This is a genomic window from Methylomagnum ishizawai (genome assembly GCF_900155475.1).
Classification (GTDB): Bacteria; Pseudomonadota; Gammaproteobacteria; order Methylococcales; family Methylococcaceae; genus Methylomagnum; species Methylomagnum ishizawai_A.
In genome coordinates, this window is record NZ_FXAM01000001.1 from 1,540,423 (window position 1) to 1,557,382 (window position 16,960).

Sequence of the window (16,960 nt, forward strand, 5' to 3'; positions counted from 1 at the left end):
TTAGCGGTTGGCGGGCCTGCCGCGTCATGCGGTGTGTGGCGGCTTAGGGTTTGGGCTTGGGTTTCAGGCTGAGTTTTGGTTTGCCGAGCGGGGACGGGGTGGGTTGGGGCGGTTGCGCCGGGGGCTGCGGCTGCGCCGGGGCGCGGGACTTGGCGACCGTGACCACCGGGACGGGTTTGCCGGAGGTGGCCGGGGCGGGTTTTTGGTCCGGGGCGGGCGCGGGCGTGGCTTGGGGCTTGGGCCGGTTGGGCGGCTTCTTGTCCTTGACCCGGATGTGGGCCGAGTCGATCCGGGGTTCCTGGGCGTCCAGCTTGATGACGCCTTCGACCACGACCACGGGTTGCCCGGCTTCGCGGAAGGCCGCGACCGCCTTGCGGAAGCTGGTGGGGTTCAGGTGGGCGGTGAATTCGCGTCCGTTGATATCGACGGCGATGGGCACGGTGGCCGCGCCTTCGGTGGCGTGGTCCAGGCATTGGCGGAACGAGTCGTTTTGCAGGGTGATGGCGAGCTGGGTTTGGACGGCTTTCATGCGGAGGGTCTCCAGGATGCGGGCGTGGGCTTTTTTGCCGTGGCGCTGGCGGCGGCGGCGGTAGGGCTTGCCGGGGTGTTCGAGGTGGTGGGCGGCTTTGTGGCGTTCGGCGGGCGACACCGGGCCGACGGGTTGGCCGTCGAGGCCGATGCGGGGCTGGGTGCCGTCGGCCAGGGCGCGTTGGTAGGCGGCGCTGGCGGTGTAATGGGCCAGCGCGGCGCGGACGGCTTCGAGGTCGTGGCCCTGGGCGACGAGGGTTTCGCGGATGCCGATGGCGAGGGGCAGCACGGCGTCCGGGTCGTCGGGGAAGGCCAGGGGGTATTGGCGGCGCAGGGTCGCCAGCAGGGGGGGTGGCGTGGTGGGGTCCATGGGGTTCTCCTCAAGGGTGGATCGGGCGGGGGTGGGGTGCCCCCGCGAACGAAGCACAGGGCGGTTAGACCCCCCTGTGCGGTGTTGGATCAACGGGCTTGGCTCCTGCCGTACCAGGGGCGGCCGGTGCGGGCTTCGAGGGCGTGGACGGCGTCCATCGCCGCCGCGACGCCGATTTCCGCCGTGCGGACCTGGGCGCAGAGGGTGTTCAGTTCTTCTTCGGTCAGCGTGACCCACCCGGCGGTTGCCGGAGGCGCGGCCCGCGTGGTTTGGGCGGCGGCGCGGAGCAGGTAGTAGTCGCGGGGTCCGTCGCGGCCTTCGCGGCAGACGGCCTTCTTGCGGATGAAGCCGAGCCGGTGGAGCAGCTTGCCCATGGGGGCGTGGGCGCGGCGGTGGGGGTCGGTGTCGGGGTCGCCGAGGAACATGGCGATGAGGTCGCGCACCGAGACGTAGGCCAGCCCGGCGACGTGGGCGGCGATGCGGGTTTCCAGGTCGGGCGGGATGTCCACGAAGGGCGCGGGGGCGTCGGGGAGGTAGCGCAGGGCGTTGCGCGGTTGGGTCGCCAGCGCGTCGTAGGCACGGATGACCTTGAGGTGGAAGGCCGGGCTGATCCACATAGCGTAGCTGTAGACCAGTTCCTTGACGACGAAGGTGCCGCCGTACCTACCAGCTTTGGACTCGATGGGTTTAATTCCGGGAATTCCCGGAATTAGATTTTCAGCTGAATCCATGTGTTCGCGCTCAAGCTCAGCAATCAAATCCTGAGTTTGTTGGATGCGTAACCAGTCCGATGGCTGATGCTTTTTCTTGCCGCCGCTGGCCTTGTGAAGATCGTTGAGGGAGTAACGCCCTTCGGCGTCTTGATGGATGCGGGTGTCCGCGATGATGAGGTTAGCCATGATGGCCTCCTGAGCTGGGTTTGAGGCCGTCACTTTTCTTTTCGACGAGAATTTGGTGACGGACGATGCGTGGGGTCGAAAACCAGGGCTCAGGAACCCGGCCACCCTTACAGGTGCCCACGCATCGCCGTCATGACTCGGGCGCATCGCGGACATGAAAAATGCCCGATGCGCGGAATTTGGGGGCTATGCGCCTGAGCTAAGTCCAGGTTTCGACACCCGGCCCCGGATGCGTCCGGGGTTCAACAGCGTAGGCGCGTTTTTGGGCGGTTGTCAATGGTGAATATTTACGTTGACGGGGAGGATGGGGGTGTTGAAGGATTGGTGGGCGGCATAAAGCCCTAGATTGATGGGGTATGCTGGAAAAAATTAATAATCGCCAATATAATATTATTGGATTCTCTATGAAAATTCAGCAAATTATTATTCATAACTTTCGATCTGTGCTTGATGCTGACATTGAGGTGCATGATTACATGTTATTGGTTGGAGCGAACAATGCTGGTAAAAGCACTATTTTGAATGCATTGCGAGTTTTTTATGATGATATAAAATGGTCAACAGAAGACTTCCCAAAAACGGAAACGCTTGATAACGAGTCATGGGTACAGCTCAAATTTAAATTAGATGATGAGGAATGGGTTGGACTTGCAGATGAATATAAAAGAGGGGTAACCAGCCAATGCTTAACAGTTCGTCGCTATTTTAAATCTGATGAAAAAGGTAGAGTTCAAAAGGAGCAAAGTAATATTTATGGTTTCGTAAATGGAGAAATCAGCAAAGAGCTATTCTATGGCGCAAAAAATGTCGGAACAGCTAAGGTCGGTCAGGTTCTATATGTGCCAGCGCTAGCTAACCCTACCGATCAAACAAAAATGAGCGGTCCATCACCTCTTCGCAACATGCTCAACTTTTTATTAAAAAAAGTCGTCTCTAAAAGCGAAGCTTTTAAAGAGGTTACTGCTGCCTTTGAAAAACTTAACGAAGAGGCCAGAAAGGAAAATGGTTTTTTAACAGAAATATCAAATCCGCTTAACGTCGCAATCGAAGCGTGGGGCATTAAAATTGATCTCTCGGTCGACTCTGTCGCGCCAGAAGATATTTCAAAATCATTGGTTAGATTTGCATTTTTAGATGCATCGTTAGGTGATACTGGTTTTGATCTTGATCGCTACGGACATGGGTTTCAACGTTCTGTAATTTATGAGCTAATTCGGTTGGCACCGACATTCAAAGATGAGAAAAAAACCAGTAAAAAGGAGTTTAATCCATTATACAATCTAGTGCTTTTTGAAGAGCCAGAGGCATTTTTGCATCCAAGCCAGCAGGAAAGCATGGCTTATCACTTGCGCCGTCTAAGTGCAGAAAGTGGACAACAGGTATTTATCACTACCCACTCACCGATCTTTGCTGGCAAAGCTGCTCAGCAAATTGGTCAGATTATCCGTGTTCAACGCAGTAATGGCGTGACCAAAATTTTCCAACCTAAAGGAACACAGATAAATGAAGTATTCGATCAAGGTGGTGAATTGCTTATAGCCCTACAGGCATTCGTTGCAAATAAAACCATACATGACAATAAAAAAAGTCGTGCACGTAAAATGATTGAAAACCCACCTGAAGCTGATATTGCTATTCAAGAGGAACGCTTTCGCTTTCAACTTTGGCTGGATAGTGAGCGGTCTTCCTTGTTTTTTGCGGACAAAGTGCTTTTAGTGGAAGGTGCGACAGAGCGAGCTTTATTTAACTATCTTCTCGCCAATGATTGGCATGATCTTAGTACGCAACGCATCTGTATTGTTGATGCTCTTGGGAAATTTAATTTCCATCGATTTATGGCGTTATTTAAAGTTTATGGCATCCCTCACGGTGTCATGCTGGATGATGACAACAACAATGGAAAAGATGCCGCTTTCCATGGTGCTATAAATGATTTAGTTGGAGCGTCGGCTAATTTGCATACGCTCGCCACACCAGTAATGTTTCCTATATGCCTGGAAAATTTTTTAGGATTACAAACACCAGATAGAGATGATAAAAAACCCTTGGAAATACTGAAAGTAATTGCATCTGGACAAGTCGCAACTAACAGTCTCTTGGCGCTTCGAGAGAAGTTTTGTGAGGCACTTGCAATTGCTTAAAGCTGAAGCAAAAGTGTGAACGGCCCGCGCAACCAGCATGACGGGATAACAGCCGGGCGGGCCAGTATTCCCGGCCCACCGGGGTGTTCTACCCGACTGCCTGAAGGTAAAACTCGGAACATGTCATCGATGGATAAACCCAGATGAAGGCATCAAGCGTATTTCTGCTCAGTATTTTCATGGGTTTAACCCCGTCACTGGCGCTTTCCATTTGTCCTTCAACACAGAAAAAATGCCTGGGTAAAGGTGGGTTTTGGGCAGAGACTTTTGACGGGTTGCATTATTGCGAAGCATCTATAAGTGATGGAAAGCGTTGTACTGGTAGCAATGACTGTGATAATGCATCCTGTATTTACTACAGACCCTATCCAAAGAATATCGGGCAACCGCTACTAGGTTTTTGCCTTGGGACAGAAAAGCCGGGAGACGGGCTGATGGGGTGCGAGGTACATCCCGGCTGTAGCGGGCGGATTGAAAATGCGCACCTGCTTCATCCTGATGGGATGAGATGTATGGTTCTGGATTAGCCGGGTAGCCCGTGTAGGGTGAAATAGCCGGTACTCTGGCGTATTCCGCCGCATGGATGGGGGCTCCGCATCCGGCGCAATACGGGAGTACCCTATTGCGCCCTACGCGCTCATGAAAATCACAATTAGGTGGGGTGGGCCGATATTCCCAGCCCGCCGTGATATTCGGAGGCGGTGGGCATGAGTACATGCCCACCCTACATATACGGCCCGACCGGCCAACCCTGCCCCTTTTTGGAGAACCCGAAATGCACATCGAAACCGAACTGGACGACATCCACGCCGCCCGCCTGCTGGAACTGCAAAAACACTCGGATCAACCCTTGGCGGAAATCGTCGCCCAACTCCTGGCCCAAGCCCTGGACGAACCCCCCCCGCCTCTGGAAACCGAAGGCGGCAAGGTGCTACGCATCCTGGAACAACGCGGGTTGCTCGGCTGCATGGAGGGCGATGGACAACTTGCCGTCGATTACAAGAACCATCTCTGGGGCAAGCCGTGATTATCGCCGACACCGGGTTTTGGGTGGCCTTGCTCGACCGGCGCGATAACCTACACGCCCGCGTGAGGGCCAAAGCGGCCCGACTCACCGAACCGCTCATCACCACCGTGCCCGTCGTCACCGAAGTTTGCTATTTGTTGCAAACCCGCCGTGGCCCGGAAGTGTCCGCGCAATTCCCGCTCGCGCAACAGGATGGCCTGTTCCGGCTTTTCAGCATCGAAGAAAGCCATCTGCCACGCATGGCGGAACTCATGCGGCAATATGCCAACCTGCCCATGGATTTCGCCGACGCATCCCTGGTCATCCTGGCCGAATACCTGGGGCATGGGCGCATTGTTTCCATCGACCAGCCGGGTAGGGTGGGCCGGTATTCCCGGCCCACCGGGGTGTTTGGAATGGTGGGCATGAAGTACATGCCCACCCTACTTCGGTTGCCGTGCTGCCGGAATCCCGGCGGTTTCATTCACAAGCTCAACGGGACGGTATGGGACAGGCGGATCACGGCGGGGTGTCGCGCAGCCGGGTAGGGTGGGCTGGTATTCCCGGTCCACCGGGATGTTTGGAGGTGGTGGGCATGAAGTACATGCCCACCCTACTTCGGTTGCCGTGCTGCCGGAATCCCGGCGGTTTCATTCACAAGCGCAACGGGACGGTATGGGACAGGCGGATCACGGCGGGGCGTCGCGCAGGACTTCGGGATGCCGGGCGACGATGCCGAGCAACACGCGGGCCGCGCCGGAGGGCCGCTTACGGCCCTGCTCCCATTCCTGCAAGGTGCGCTTGGAGACGCCCAGGCTCTTGGCGAACTCGGCCTGGGACAGCCCGGCCTTGGCGCGGGCGTTCAAGGCCGCCCAGCGCTCGGCGGGAATGACGCCGTCCTCCTCGACCGTGCCATCGGCGCGGGTGACGATGCGCCGCGCCGACCCGTCCGGCTGCTCGACGTACTCGGTCTTGCAAGCCCAGGTTGCGGTTTTCATCTCGCGGACCGATTGCAGCAGGTCTCCGCAGAACCTCTCCATTTCCTCATCCATCGCTGGCTTCCCCTCTCAGTTGGTTAAGGACCGCCGTGGGCAGGTTGTCGAACTTGGCCTTGGTGTAGACGATCAGCAGCACGATCAGCCCGTTGTCCAGTGGGTTGAAATAAATGATCCTCGCGCCCCCGCGCTTGCCCATGCCTTGGCGCGCCCAGCGTACCTTGCGCAGCCCGCCGGTGCCGGGGATGACCGCGCCCGCCTCGGGATGCGCGGCGATCCAGTCGATGAATTCCTCGCGCTCCGCGCCGGTCCACACCGTGGCGGCGTATCTTTGGAAAGTGGGGGTTTCGACGACCGTGTACATGGACGGGATTGTACGCCCTTGGCGTATATCCGCCAACGCGGGCGGCTATGGGCGGTGCCCGTGGCCTCCGCTTCCGCTCCTTGACCCTTGAGGTGCCCCGCCTATGAATTGCCTGGAAAAACACTTGGACGCCATGGTTGCCCAGTCCCGCATTGCCCCACAGGACCGGGACGCCCTGTTGCAAGCCGCCGAAGCCCACCGGGCGGGCGGGATGGTCTGGGCCGAAGCCCAGGTCCGGGCCATCGATGATCGGCTGGAAGCGTTGCGGGCGGAGCGGGCGCGGGCCGGGGTGGCGGCGGGGTCCGCCGACGCGGGTGAGCATCCGGCGATGGCGCGGGGGGAAGGCAAAACCGGCGAGGCTTCGCGCCACAGGTTTTCCTGGGAGGCCAGCCAGGGCGGCGGCACGCCCGAATCCATCCGCGCCGAGTTGGTCCGCCGTTTCGGGGGCCGATTGATCCGGCGGCTGGAGCGGGCGAAGCGGCTCCACATCCTGGATGCCTGGCAGGCGCTGCGCCGGTTCGCGCCCGAGGCAGGACCTAACGACAAGGCGCTGTTCAAGGAGGGCCGGGTGTACTTGGTCGCGCCGAATATCCGGCCCGGCGATGCCGTTGGGGTGTTCCTGCACGAGACCGGGGTCCATGGCGGGCTGGTGGACTGGCTGGGCGGGCGCTTCCCGGAATTCGCGGCGCGGTTCCATGAACTGGTCGGGGCCGGGGACGCGGCGGCGGTGCGGGCCGAGGCGCAGGTGCAACGGTTATTGCGCGACAACGCGCTTAACCCCGCCGATGCCGACGAAGAGCGCATCGCCTATCTGGTCGAATACGTGACCCGGTTGGACGGCAAGGGCAAGGCCAAGCTGTCGGCGCGGGTGCGGGCCTGGGCACGGGAGGTGGTGGCGGCCTTGCGGGCGGCGCTGTATGCCTCGCCGTTCGGGCAATGGCTGCAACGGCGCGGGTTCGAGTTGACGGCGCGGGATTTCGCGGCCTTGGCGCGGGCGGCGGTGCGGCGGGATGCGGCTTCAATCTCCACGGATTCGCGGAGATTGGCTAGCCAGTTCAACCTCGCGCCGATGTTCTACTCGGCGTTGACCCGCGCCGTGCAGGCCATGAAGCAGCCGAAGGCACCGGGTAGCCAGTGGGCGGCGATGCTCGACAAGGCTCCCGGCGTGAAGGTGGAGGAAGTCGAGTGGTCGGGGGTGAAGGAATGGCTGGCCGGGCGCGGGGGTTCGGTGGGCAAGGCGGAATTGTTGGATTTCCTGGCGCAGAACGAGATCAGGGTGGAGGAGGTTCAATCGCCGGAAAACGCCTCTATCGGGACCATGGATTTTCGGAAATACCAAGTGCCGGGCGGCGGCGGGTATCGGGAAGTGTTGTTGACCTTGCCGCCCAAGATGCGGGATGCGTGGGAGGTTTTCGATCCCCGTTCGGGTGAAGTGGTGGATACCTTTTCGACCGAGGCATCGGCCAGGGATCATGTGGATGATCAGAACCGGCGCGGGGCCACCTTGGATTATGGCCGTATCCAAGTGCCCGATATTGCGCTGTCCTATCGCTCCGGCCATTGGCGGGAACCCAATATCCTGGCCCATATCAGGTTGAACGAACGGGCGGACGCCGAGGGGCGGCGGGTGTTGTTCCTGGAAGAGGTGCAGAGCGATTGGCATCAAGAGGGGCGGAAGCGGGGGTATAAGCCGAGCATTCAGGCTTTTCGGGTTGAGCGGAAGGATGATGGCGATAGTTTCGGGGAGTGGGCCGTTATCGGGCCGGATGGCGAATATGGGCGCTATATGCGTGAGCAGGACGCGCAGCGCAGGGTAGATGCCGATAATTCGAGGCACATACAAAAGTTCGTACCCGATGCGCCGTTCAAGCAATCGTGGGCGCTGTTGGCGATGAAGCGCATGATCCGCTACGCCGCCGAAAACGGCTTCGACCGGATCGCGTGGGCACCGGGGGCGGTGCAGACGGAACGGTATGAGCTGAACCGGCAGGTGGACAGCATCCTCGTGAACGCCGACCCGGATGGCGGGCGGAGGCTGGACATCGATATGGTTGGGCGGCGGGAGTACGAGGCGCTGGTGAGTTTGACGGTCGGCCCGGACGGGAAGGTGTTGGCCGGGGATATGGCCGAGGCGGTCGGGAAGCCGCTGGACGAGGTGGTCGGCAAGGAGATGGCCGAGCGGGTGATGGCGGTCGAGGGGGTGAAAACCTTCGAGGGCGACGGGTTGCGCGTCGGCGGCGAGGGGATGAAAGGGTTCTACGACAGGATTCTGCCCGCCGAGGTGAACAAGTACGTCAAGAAGTGGGGGGTGAAGGTGGTGCCGGTGGAGTTGGGCCGGGAGGTCCGCCCGGAACCTTGGGAACTGGACGACGATGAGGCAACTCCCGCGCCGCGCTATGGGCGAACCCTGGTCGCGCAGGGCGTGGACATCACGCCCGCGATGAAGCTGGCGGCGCTGGAGGAAGGACAACCGTTGTTCAGCCGCTCCGCGATGAAGGACATCGACGCCAACATCCGCAGGGGGCGGGACGCCCTGGCGAAGGCCGTCTTGGAGAAAACCTCCGTGCATCGCGCCATGTTCCGCAATGGCCTGGGATGGGTCGATTTCGTGTGGGGCAAAACCGGGCGGGTGAAGCCTTCGGGCAAAACAGTCGGCGGCATGGGGTTGGCCCATATCCTGGAAGCCAGGGGGCGCAAGGATGGAATGGCAGAGGCGGAGGCGTTGCGCCTGTTCGATCATTTGATCGAAACGATTGCCGCCGGTACGGAAATCCGTAGGAACGAAACCGGCGGTTCTATCAGGGCTGTGATCGCCAAGGGCGGCTACGAGGCCGTGCTGGTCCGTAACCGTGGAAGCAATGCGTGGGTTTTGAGCGGGTGGCGGGTGAATCCCGGTGCATCCGTGGAGGCCAATGACACCGACGGCGCTACGCATATCGCGGCTGACTCTAGCGACCATAATATGGGCGCGGGATTCGATTCAACTATAGGCCCGCATGATGGGATTGACAATATCCGTTTCAGCCGGGCCGATCAGGAACCCGACCCCGCCGCAGTCCAGTCTTCCGCACGGGAAATGGGCCGCGCTGCGCGGATCATGCGGCGGGCAGGGCGGGATGTCGTGGATGGCTTCGATGGGATGGCCGACGACGCCAAGGCCGTGGCGCTGGGCGGCTTCACGGTGCGGATGAACGCGGAACTGGCCCAGGGATACCTGCCGGTGCTGGAACAGCGCTTCGTACCGGCGATGGCGGCGCGGGAGGTGGCGCAGCGCATCCGGGAAAGCGGCCTGCTGGAAAAGACGGCGTATGTGAAGCCGGGCGCGGTGCATTACGAGCGGTTCGAGACTTCGCGGCAGGCGGACGAGCGGATCGCGGAGATCAAGGCGAACCCGGATTTGGAGTTCCTGGGGCATGGGTTGAACGTGCCGGACGAAAGCCAAATGCGCTTGATCGACCCGGCCTATGTGGCGGAGGTGGATACGCTGCTGGCGGGTCTCGGCGAGTCGCCGGAGGTACAGGCGATCCGGGACGCGATGTACCAGGGGTTCCTGCGGCGCTTGCCGGAGGTGTCGGCGCAGAAGCATTGGCTGCACCGCAAGAAGACGCCGGGGTTTTCGCGGGATGTGCTGCGGGCCTTGGCGAGCAAGGCGGTCCACGACGCCCACAATATCGCCAGGGTGAAGCATGGCTATCAGGCGTCCGACGCGCTGGAAGAGGGCGAACAGGCGCTGAAGGCGGCGGGCACCACCCATGGCATGAAGGCGGCGGTGGCGCGGCTGGCGGCGCTGGAAACCTATCAGCGGGATTGGCAGGCGGCGTCGAAGTTGGACTTCGACGTGGGGATGGACGCCCTGGAGGACGCCGGGCAGCGGAAGTTGATCCGGGAGGCGCGGCGGTTGTTCGGGAAGGATTCGGTGGCGCTGGCGCGGGCCATCGCCCGGCAGCGGCGGATTCTCGCGCAGGCGGGTTCGATTCGGGCCGGGAATAAGGAGCGGGCGGCGGCGTTGGCGCTGGGCGAAATGCGGCGGGCCTACGACGACGCGGCCAATCCGACCATCCATCCCCTGGCCTTGAAGCTGAACGGGTTGGGTTTCGCGATGCACATGGGGATTTCCCCGGCGGCGGCGCTGGTGAACACCTTGCAGACGCCCATCATGACGATGCCGGTGGTGGCGGCACGGTTCGGGTTCGGCCCGACCCACGCGGCGTTCGGCAAGGCGCTGGGGGATTTTTTCAAGGGGGCGCGGAACCGGGAGGGGGATATTTCCATCGAGACCGGCGGTTTGGACGCCATCGAGCAGCGGGCGCTGTACCGGGTGCGGCGGCGCGGGATGCTGGATAAGACCCTGGCGCACGATACCAGTGAGCTTTCCAACGATTCTTTTTCCCGACGGCGATGGGGCGGATGGCGTTCTCCACTGGATTGTTATCCACGGGCAAATCGCCGGTCTCGGCATAGCGGACGAGGGCGGGCCAGCGTTTCAGGGTGTAGTCCAGCGCCTTGGCGGCCCCGGTGCCCGGGGCGGTGCGGGCGCGGGTCTCGGCCAGCCAGGCGCGCAGGGACTCCAGTTCCGGCAGGGCGCGTTCGGCCCGCAGCCGCTGGCGGGCCGGGATGTCCAGCGACCGGGCCTCGGCTTCGACGGCGTAGAGCTGGCCGATGCGCCGCAACGCCTCCCCGGCCATGGGGCTTTGGTTGGCTTGGTGGAGTTCGAAGAACTTGCGCCGCGCATGGGCCCAGCAGCCCAGTTCGACGCAGGGCGGGGCCGCTTCCCGTTCCGGGGCGAACAGCGCCTTGTACCCGGCATAGTCGTCGACCCGCAGGTGGCCTTGCCAGGTGCCGAGGAACGCCCGCGCGTGCCCGCCGCCCCGGCCCGGCCGGTAGTCGAACACGACGATGCGGGGTCCCGGTTCCAGGTCGTTGCTGCGGTAGGCCCAGAGGTAGGCCTTCTTGGCCTTGCCGCTGCCGGGGTCGAGTTGCGCCACCGGGGTTTCGTCGGCGTGGAGCATGCCGCCCCGGCGCAGGTGCCAGGCGAGCCGGTCCGCCAGGGGTTGCAGGGCCACGCCGAGGCGGCCCACCCAGTCGGCCAGGGTCGAGCGCGACAGGACCACCCCGTCGCGGGCGGCGATCTGTTCCAGGCGGTACAGGGGGAGGTGGTCGACGTGCTTGCCGATCAGCACCCAGGCCAGCAAGCCCACCGCCGCCAGGCCGCCGTCGATGACGGCGGGCGGCACCGGGGCGGCGGCGACGGTTTCGCAGGGGCGGCAGGCATATTGGGGCCGGATGTGGCGGTGGACGAAGAACCGGGCCGGTTCGACGTCCAGTTGCTCGGTGACGTCCTCGCCGATCAGGACCAGGTCGGTGTTGCCGCAACGGGGACATTGGCAGGCCTCCGGTTCGTGGCGGTGCTCGATCCTCGGCAGGGGGTCCGGCAACGGCTGGCGTCCGGCCCTCGCGCGCTTCGGCTTGGCGGCGGCGGGGGCCGCCGCGCCGTCGGCCAGGCGCTCGATCTCCGCCTCCACCGCCGCCGAGTCCTCGTTCCAGGTGTCCTGGAACAGGTTGCGCTGGGTCTGGGGCAGGGCTTCGCTTTTGACCCCGAAGCGGATCCGCCGCAAATGGGCGAGTTCCAGGGTGAGCGCCTGGATCTTGAGGTCCTTGGCTGCCGACGCCCTTTGCAACGCCGCGATCATCGCCGCCAATCGGGTTCTGGCGGACGGTTCCAGGTTCAGCAGGTCGAGTTGGGCCAGCGCTTCCATAGCCCCGATCATACCCCCGCCCGACCCCCCGGAACCCTTGGAAACACTGGGTTCCGGGGGAATGCTCCGTCCCCGTCCTCAGGCTTGCCAATCCACCGGCGGCGTGGCCGACAGGCGTCGCCAGTCCACCCCCGCCACCAACCATTCCCTCTGCGCCGGCGTCAGCGCGAACACCGCCTCGCCCAGCGCGGGCCACGCGAACCCGCCCCGGTGCAGCCGACGCTGGCACAGCCACGCCCCGTTCCCGTCCCACACCAGCAGCTTCAGCCGTGTGCCCGCCTTGTTCCGGAAGATGAACCCCGCGCCGGAACACGGCGACCGGCCCAGCCGGTGCTGGACATGGGCCGACAGCCCATCGATGCCCCGCCTCATGTCCACCGGCTCGACCACCAACCACAGATGCTCCGGACGCCGGATCACGCCAAGCCCCTCAGCAATTCCGCCACCCAGCGCGCCGGTACCGTCGCGGGAATATCCAACCGGACACCCGGGGCCAGCCGCAGCACCAAAGCCGGCCCCTCCTCGGCGGCGACCGGGGCCGGGGCCACCCGGACCGGAATCAATCCAAGGCCGGCCAACCCCCCGGCGGCGGGTTCCCGCTTCACCCAGCCCGAGAAGGTCTTGGGGTTCACTCCCCGTTGACGGCAATACTCGGCCTGGCTCAACCCGCTCTTCCTCCACGCCTCGACGTGGACCTCCGGCAAATCCCGCTTCTTCATCCCGCTCCTCCAACAAAAGGCCCAAGGGTGTCGCGGTTTAGAGGACATCCGGCACATCTTGTGCTTTTCGCGGCGAGCGTTTAAAAGCCCCGTTTTTTGCAAGGCGGGAAGCGAAGGAGAGTCGTGAGTTGCTTGGAAATCTCGGATCGACTGTGGGAGCGGGTAGCGTCGTTGTTGGAGCCGTTCAAGCGGCGCAGGCCGGGCGGTTCCAAGCCGCTGGGGTTCCGGACGGTCATGAATGGGATTTTGTACGTGCTCAAAACTGGTTGCCAATGGAATTGCCTGCCGCCCTGCTATGGCTCGAAGAGCGCGGTCCACGAACACTTCCAGCGATGGGCCGCTGCGGGCGTGTTCACGGAGATGTTCCGCTGGTCGGCGGCGGATTATGAGGAGCTTGAGGGTTTTGAACTGGCCTGGCAGTCGATGGACGGCAGCCTGGTGCAGGCCCCGGTGCGCCAAGCCCACTGCCGGAAGGACGAGGGGTTGGGGCGCAATCCCACGGATCGCGGGCGTAGTGGCGGCAAGATCCACCTCCAGGTGGATGGGAAAGGGATGCCCTTTGCCGTCGTGCAAGCCGGGGCCAACGTACACGACAGCCGCTTGGTGACTGTCACGGTCGAGGCGGCCGTGATCGCGGCACCCGCCGGCACCCAGCAAGGACCCCGGCATCTTTGCCTGGACAAGGGTTATGGGTACGAGCGGGTTGAGCGGGAGGTTGCGGGATTGGGCTACGTTCCCCACATTCGCAAGATCGGCGAGGAAAAACGCCCCGGCTCCGCGGAAACACACCCCGCTCGGCGGTGGGTGGTGGAGCGGACATTCGCTTGGCTCAAGGGCTTCCGGGCCATCCGAACCCGCTACACCTGCCGTGGAGCCAATTATTTGGCCCTTCTTCAATTCGCCTGCGCCCTAATCCTTGAAAGACGGATCAAGGCCAACTCCGCGTAAGCAGCTTATGTGCCGGATATCCTCTTAGCCAGGGCGTCCATGTGGGAGGGTTGGAGGCTTACAGTGGAAACCCTGTTCGGCGCTTTGAAATCCAGGGGCTTCAACTTGGAGGATACCCACCTCACCGACCCCAAGCGCCTCGCCAAGCTCATGGGCCTGCTTGCCCTGGCCTTCGCCTGGTCCTACCGCACCGGCGAACTGCTCCACGACGGCCCCAGCCCCGTCCGTCAAAAAAAACGCTGTCGCGCCCCCTCAAGTCCCTCTTCCGCCACGGACTCGACTTCCTTCGCAACACCGTCCTGAACCCAACCGAGAAGTCCGATGAGTTCGCCTGGGCATTGCGGGTTTTGTCCTGTACATAGGGCAACTGGATTCATAATGCGGGTGTCGCAGGTTCAAGTCCCGCCGTTGCTACCAATGAATTCAAAGGCTTAGGGCGTCAGCCCTGAGCCTTTTTTGTTGCCTGGGTAAATCCGTTCACCGTGCCACCGCAACGTAAGCGTCCGGCCACCGCCCGAGTGCGCTATTCGATGGACGGCGGTTGCTGGAGTTATTAGACGGGTGTAGGATTGTATCGTGTCTCGATGGTTTGTCATAATACCCAGTTGTCCGCAAATTAAACCCTAGGAATTCATAAATTTTTTACTAGGGTATAAAACACAACAAAATTTCAAGAGAAACCCTCATGAAAAAAGCAAATGCAGTTGCCAATAAGGTAGTCATAATCCTACTTGCCTGTTTGGCCTCAATATCAAACGCCGAAAGCGCTGCGCCAGAGTGTCTGAATACTATGGCCCCGCCGAAAAATAGCTTCGACCTCACTCAGACCGCTTATTTGTTCAATTTTATCGCGAATGCCGACGCCTCGATTCGCGGCAACCCGCAAAATCTCGCTGACTTTGTTTTTGCTGCGGTTACCAATGGCAACGAAAACAGGCCTTATGTATTTGTCGATAAAACGGGCAATGCGAGTTTCAAGTCGGTAGCCCCCGGATTGATTAAAACATTAGGTCCAAGGCTAGCCGGTGGAGATTGGGAGCTTGTTTGGGGGCCTGGTGTATATGAGTTATCAGACAGTAACGGCGAATCCGATAACGCTGCCTTTGTGGTTCATAGCGCCTCCCAAGATGCTTACATTCTCGCTATTGCTGGCACCAATCCCAGCGCGAACTTGGATTGGTTGCTGGAGGATTTCAAGGTCGGCCCGGACTATCTTGTCAAATGGCCGCTGTCTTTCGATTATCCGCCGACAACCATTCCTCGCGATCAAGTGGTTAACTCGGACCAGATGATTTCAACGGGAACCGCCAAGGGCGTTTATTATCTTTTGACCAGCCTCGTCCAATCGCGATACGCACCATCGGTGAGGCTCACGTTACAAGCCTTTTTATCGCGATTATCACAAAGTTCAAGCGGCAATACTAAGCTTATCGTGACCGGGCACAGCTTGGGCGGCGCACTTTCTCCAACGGTTGCGAACTGGGCGCAGGACACACTCACCGCTATTGATTCAAGATGGGCGGGACATGTCTTTGCCATGCCAACCGCTGGCCCCACGCCCGGCAATGCCGCCTATGCCCGTAGCTGGAATGTTAAGTTCCAGCCATGCACCGTACCAGTTAACGACGGCAACATTGTCAAATCCCTGAATTCATTGGTTTATAGCCAATGGGATATTGTTCCCCATGCCTGGGACCGCATCTTTAAACCATTGGCTACACAAGAGGAAAATTATTACTTATGGGATCCGCATCCCATCGGTAAACGCTATGGTATCAATACCCAGCTTGGTGAACTTTCCCTACCCTCGAATAAAACCTCCAAAGCGTTTGGTGCAGCTGTTGTCGCGGCCCAACGCTTAGGAGACGAGGCTGGCATGACATCACAAAGAAGCAAAATAGAAATCAAGGATAATAATGCCAGGCCACCTTATGCGGCTTGGCCGGTTCTCACTTTGGATACTGGCAATTTCAATCAAGTTGTGCCTTATTATATGCCAGACTCACCAATACAAGATCTTGGTACGTTTTTTGATGCTATTGGTAATATTCACACTTGGGGATATACATCCGCATTCGGCATACAAATCCAAGATATACAAGATATATTCCCGCTTACGCAACGTATCAAATAAAACGGGAGCGCTAAATTGCAAGGTGTGAGTCGAATTTTAAGCGCCGCCTGGTAAAATACCTACGAGTTCGAGACTGACGAGGTGATCGACTTCGTATTCCTTCGGTTGGCGATGCCCTAGTTCCGTCCGATGAAATTGATCTTTCAGCATTTGGGGGACGGCACGCACGGTCTTGATATAGCCGGGCGCAGAGCGTGCCCTTGTCGGTGGTCAGGACCGGCACCGCCTTGGCGGGCTAGGCGGGGCGAATCCTGTCAAAACGAGGCGGGGATGCACGGGGAAATGTTTCTAAGTTATTGATGCGATTTCCATTTTTATGTGGCAACTGGTTTCATAACGCGGGTGTCGCAGGTTCGGGTCACGCCGTTGCTACCAGATAAATCAAGCCCTTGCGCGTAAGCCAAGGGCTTTTTTGTTGCCCGTGGACCAGCACAGGGCCAACCCCTCAGCTTTCCGGCAAGGACTCGAACAAACCCAGGGCTTCGACCTTGCGGATCAACTGCACCACGTTGTTCACGCCCAGCTTGCGCAGGATATTCTCGCGGTGCTTGTCCACGGTGCGGGTCGATAGGGCAAAGCGCTCGGCGATGGCCGGGTTGGCCCAGCCCGCGCAGATCAGGTGCAAGACCTGGAATTCACGCGCCGTCAGGTTCAAATCGGCTTGGTCGATCCGCTCCCGCACGTTGTTGGGGATCAGCCTGCCGCCGCCGCCCACGGTACGGACGGCGGCGAGCAGGGCTTCCGCCGAACCTTCCTTCAAGAAAATGCCGTCGGCTCCGCTATCCGCCAGATGCTTGAGCAACGCCCCGGAGCGCTCGGCAGTCAGCATCAGCACCCGCAGTTCCGGGTGGCGCTGCTTGAGATAGGCCAGCGTTTCGCCCACATCCCCACCCGGCATGTTGTAATCCAGGATCAAAAGCTCGGGTCCGTGTTCGCGGACCAGGGCTTTCAGCGTTTCCGCCGTGCCGGTCTCGGCCACGATCCGGCATTCCGGGCACTGGCCGAGCAGCAGCTTGAGTCCTTCCCGAAAGATCATGTGGTCGTCCGCTATGATGATGCGCATCGCTGTCATCCGCCGCTGTGAAAAATGGTTTCAATCC

General features: G+C 60.6%; 13 protein-coding genes and 2 pseudogenes. 7 read left to right on the forward strand and 8 right to left on the reverse strand.

Features of this window, described 5'->3' with window-relative positions; translation table 11 throughout:
- Window positions 1–43 precede the first annotated feature (43 nt).
- Window positions 44–898, reverse strand: a complete 855-nt coding sequence (locus tag B9N93_RS06950) for a ProQ/FinO family protein (RefSeq protein WP_085212152.1) — start codon at window positions 896–898, stop codon at window positions 44–46.
- 89 nt (window positions 899–987) lie between these two features.
- Complete coding sequence (locus B9N93_RS25955) at window positions 988–1,797, reverse strand: KilA-N domain-containing protein (RefSeq protein ID WP_085212154.1); 810 nt, start codon at window positions 1,795–1,797, stop codon at window positions 988–990.
- 356 nt (window positions 1,798–2,153) lie between these two features.
- On the opposite strand from B9N93_RS25955, the gene B9N93_RS06960 reads away from it, so the two are divergent.
- The 3 genes from B9N93_RS06960 (at window position 2,154) to B9N93_RS06970 (ending at window position 5,492) form a co-directional block, all read left to right on the forward strand.
- The gene (locus B9N93_RS06960; RefSeq protein ID WP_217807276.1) at window positions 2,154–3,938 is read left to right on the forward strand and encodes an ATP-dependent nuclease; all 1,785 of its coding nucleotides are present in this window, start codon (window positions 2,154–2,156) and stop codon (window positions 3,936–3,938) included.
- A gap of 775 nt (window positions 3,939–4,713) precedes the next feature.
- The gene (locus B9N93_RS06965) at window positions 4,714–4,965 is read left to right on the forward strand and encodes a hypothetical protein (RefSeq protein ID WP_085212158.1); all 252 of its coding nucleotides are present in this window, start codon (window positions 4,714–4,716) and stop codon (window positions 4,963–4,965) included.
- Window positions 4,962–5,492, forward strand: a complete 531-nt coding sequence (locus B9N93_RS06970) for a type II toxin-antitoxin system VapC family toxin (RefSeq protein WP_085212160.1) — start codon at window positions 4,962–4,964, stop codon at window positions 5,490–5,492. Before B9N93_RS06965 ends, B9N93_RS06970 begins: the two co-directional genes overlap by 4 nt.
- Window positions 5,493–5,633: 141 nt before the next feature.
- On the opposite strand, the gene B9N93_RS06975 is transcribed toward B9N93_RS06970, so the two are convergent.
- Together B9N93_RS06975 and B9N93_RS06980 are read right to left on the reverse strand one after the other, a co-directional pair.
- On the reverse strand, window positions 5,634–5,996 hold the full coding sequence (locus tag B9N93_RS06975) for a helix-turn-helix domain-containing protein (protein ID WP_085212162.1): 363 nt from the start codon (window positions 5,994–5,996) through the stop codon (window positions 5,634–5,636).
- A complete protein-coding gene (locus B9N93_RS06980) occupies window positions 5,989–6,303 on the reverse strand; it encodes a transcriptional regulator (RefSeq protein WP_085212164.1) in 315 nt (104 codons plus the stop codon). Before B9N93_RS06980 ends, B9N93_RS06975 begins: the two co-directional genes overlap by 8 nt.
- 2,575 nt (window positions 6,304–8,878) lie before the next feature.
- Between B9N93_RS06980 and B9N93_RS26215 the strand changes: the two are divergent.
- Window positions 8,879–9,178 (forward strand): annotated as a pseudogene (locus B9N93_RS26215) (hypothetical protein); the annotation flags it as partial.
- A 1,444-nt stretch (window positions 9,179–10,622) separates the two neighbouring features.
- Here the strand turns inward: B9N93_RS26215 and tnpC are convergent.
- The 3 genes and pseudogenes from tnpC to tnpA all read right to left on the reverse strand — a co-directional run.
- Window positions 10,623–12,059 (reverse strand): annotated as a pseudogene (tnpC, locus tag B9N93_RS07005) (IS66 family transposase); the annotation flags it as partial.
- Between the two features lie 78 nt (window positions 12,060–12,137).
- A complete protein-coding gene (gene tnpB / locus B9N93_RS07010; protein ID WP_254899462.1) occupies window positions 12,138–12,479 on the reverse strand; it encodes an IS66 family insertion sequence element accessory protein TnpB in 342 nt (113 codons plus the stop codon).
- Window positions 12,476–12,778 (reverse strand): IS66 family insertion sequence element accessory protein TnpA, encoded by a 303-nt coding sequence (tnpA, locus tag B9N93_RS07015; protein WP_085210508.1) that lies wholly within the window; start codon window positions 12,776–12,778, stop codon window positions 12,476–12,478. Before tnpA ends, tnpB begins: the two co-directional genes overlap by 4 nt.
- Window positions 12,779–12,901: 123 nt before the next feature.
- On the opposite strand from tnpA, the gene B9N93_RS07020 reads away from it, so the two are divergent.
- From B9N93_RS07020 to B9N93_RS07030, 3 genes are all read left to right on the forward strand, one after another.
- Entirely contained in the window at window positions 12,902–13,726 is an 825-nt protein-coding gene (locus B9N93_RS07020; RefSeq protein WP_176225166.1) for an IS5 family transposase, read from the forward strand.
- 63 nt (window positions 13,727–13,789) lie between these two features.
- A complete protein-coding gene (locus tag B9N93_RS26975; protein ID WP_125468878.1) occupies window positions 13,790–14,029 on the forward strand; it encodes a hypothetical protein in 240 nt (79 codons plus the stop codon).
- 382 nt (window positions 14,030–14,411) lie between these two features.
- On the forward strand, window positions 14,412–15,860 hold the full coding sequence (locus B9N93_RS07030; protein WP_085212178.1) for a lipase family protein: 1,449 nt from the start codon (window positions 14,412–14,414) through the stop codon (window positions 15,858–15,860).
- A gap of 445 nt (window positions 15,861–16,305) precedes the next feature.
- On the opposite strand, the gene B9N93_RS07035 is transcribed toward B9N93_RS07030, so the two are convergent.
- Window positions 16,306–16,923: a response regulator gene (locus B9N93_RS07035; RefSeq protein WP_176225167.1), complete on the reverse strand. Its 618-nt coding sequence runs from the start codon at window positions 16,921–16,923 to the stop codon at window positions 16,306–16,308.
- Window positions 16,924–16,960 lie beyond the last annotated feature (37 nt).

What these genes read in the sequence shown, in the direction of transcription:
- B9N93_RS06950 (WP_085212152.1), bottom strand. Translation starts at nt 898, where the DNA reads ATGGACCCCACCACGCCACCCCCCCTGCTGGCGACCCTGCGCCGCCAA.
- B9N93_RS25955 (WP_085212154.1), bottom strand. Translation starts at nt 1,797, where the DNA reads ATGGCTAACCTCATCATCGCGGACACCCGCATCCATCAAGACGCCGAA.
- B9N93_RS06960 (WP_217807276.1), top strand. Translation starts at nt 2,154, where the DNA reads ATGCTGGAAAAAATTAATAATCGCCAATATAATATTATTGGATTCTCT.
- B9N93_RS06965 (WP_085212158.1), top strand. Translation starts at nt 4,714, where the DNA reads ATGCACATCGAAACCGAACTGGACGACATCCACGCCGCCCGCCTGCTG.
- B9N93_RS06975 (WP_085212162.1), bottom strand. Translation starts at nt 5,996, where the DNA reads ATGGATGAGGAAATGGAGAGGTTCTGCGGAGACCTGCTGCAATCGGTC.
- B9N93_RS06980 (WP_085212164.1), bottom strand. Translation starts at nt 6,303, where the DNA reads ATGTACACGGTCGTCGAAACCCCCACTTTCCAAAGATACGCCGCCACG.
- tnpA (WP_085210508.1), bottom strand. Translation starts at nt 12,778, where the DNA reads ATGAAGAAGCGGGATTTGCCGGAGGTCCACGTCGAGGCGTGGAGGAAG.
- B9N93_RS07030 (WP_085212178.1), top strand. Translation starts at nt 14,412, where the DNA reads ATGAAAAAAGCAAATGCAGTTGCCAATAAGGTAGTCATAATCCTACTT.
- B9N93_RS07035 (WP_176225167.1), bottom strand. Translation starts at nt 16,923, where the DNA reads ATGCGCATCATCATAGCGGACGACCACATGATCTTTCGGGAAGGACTC.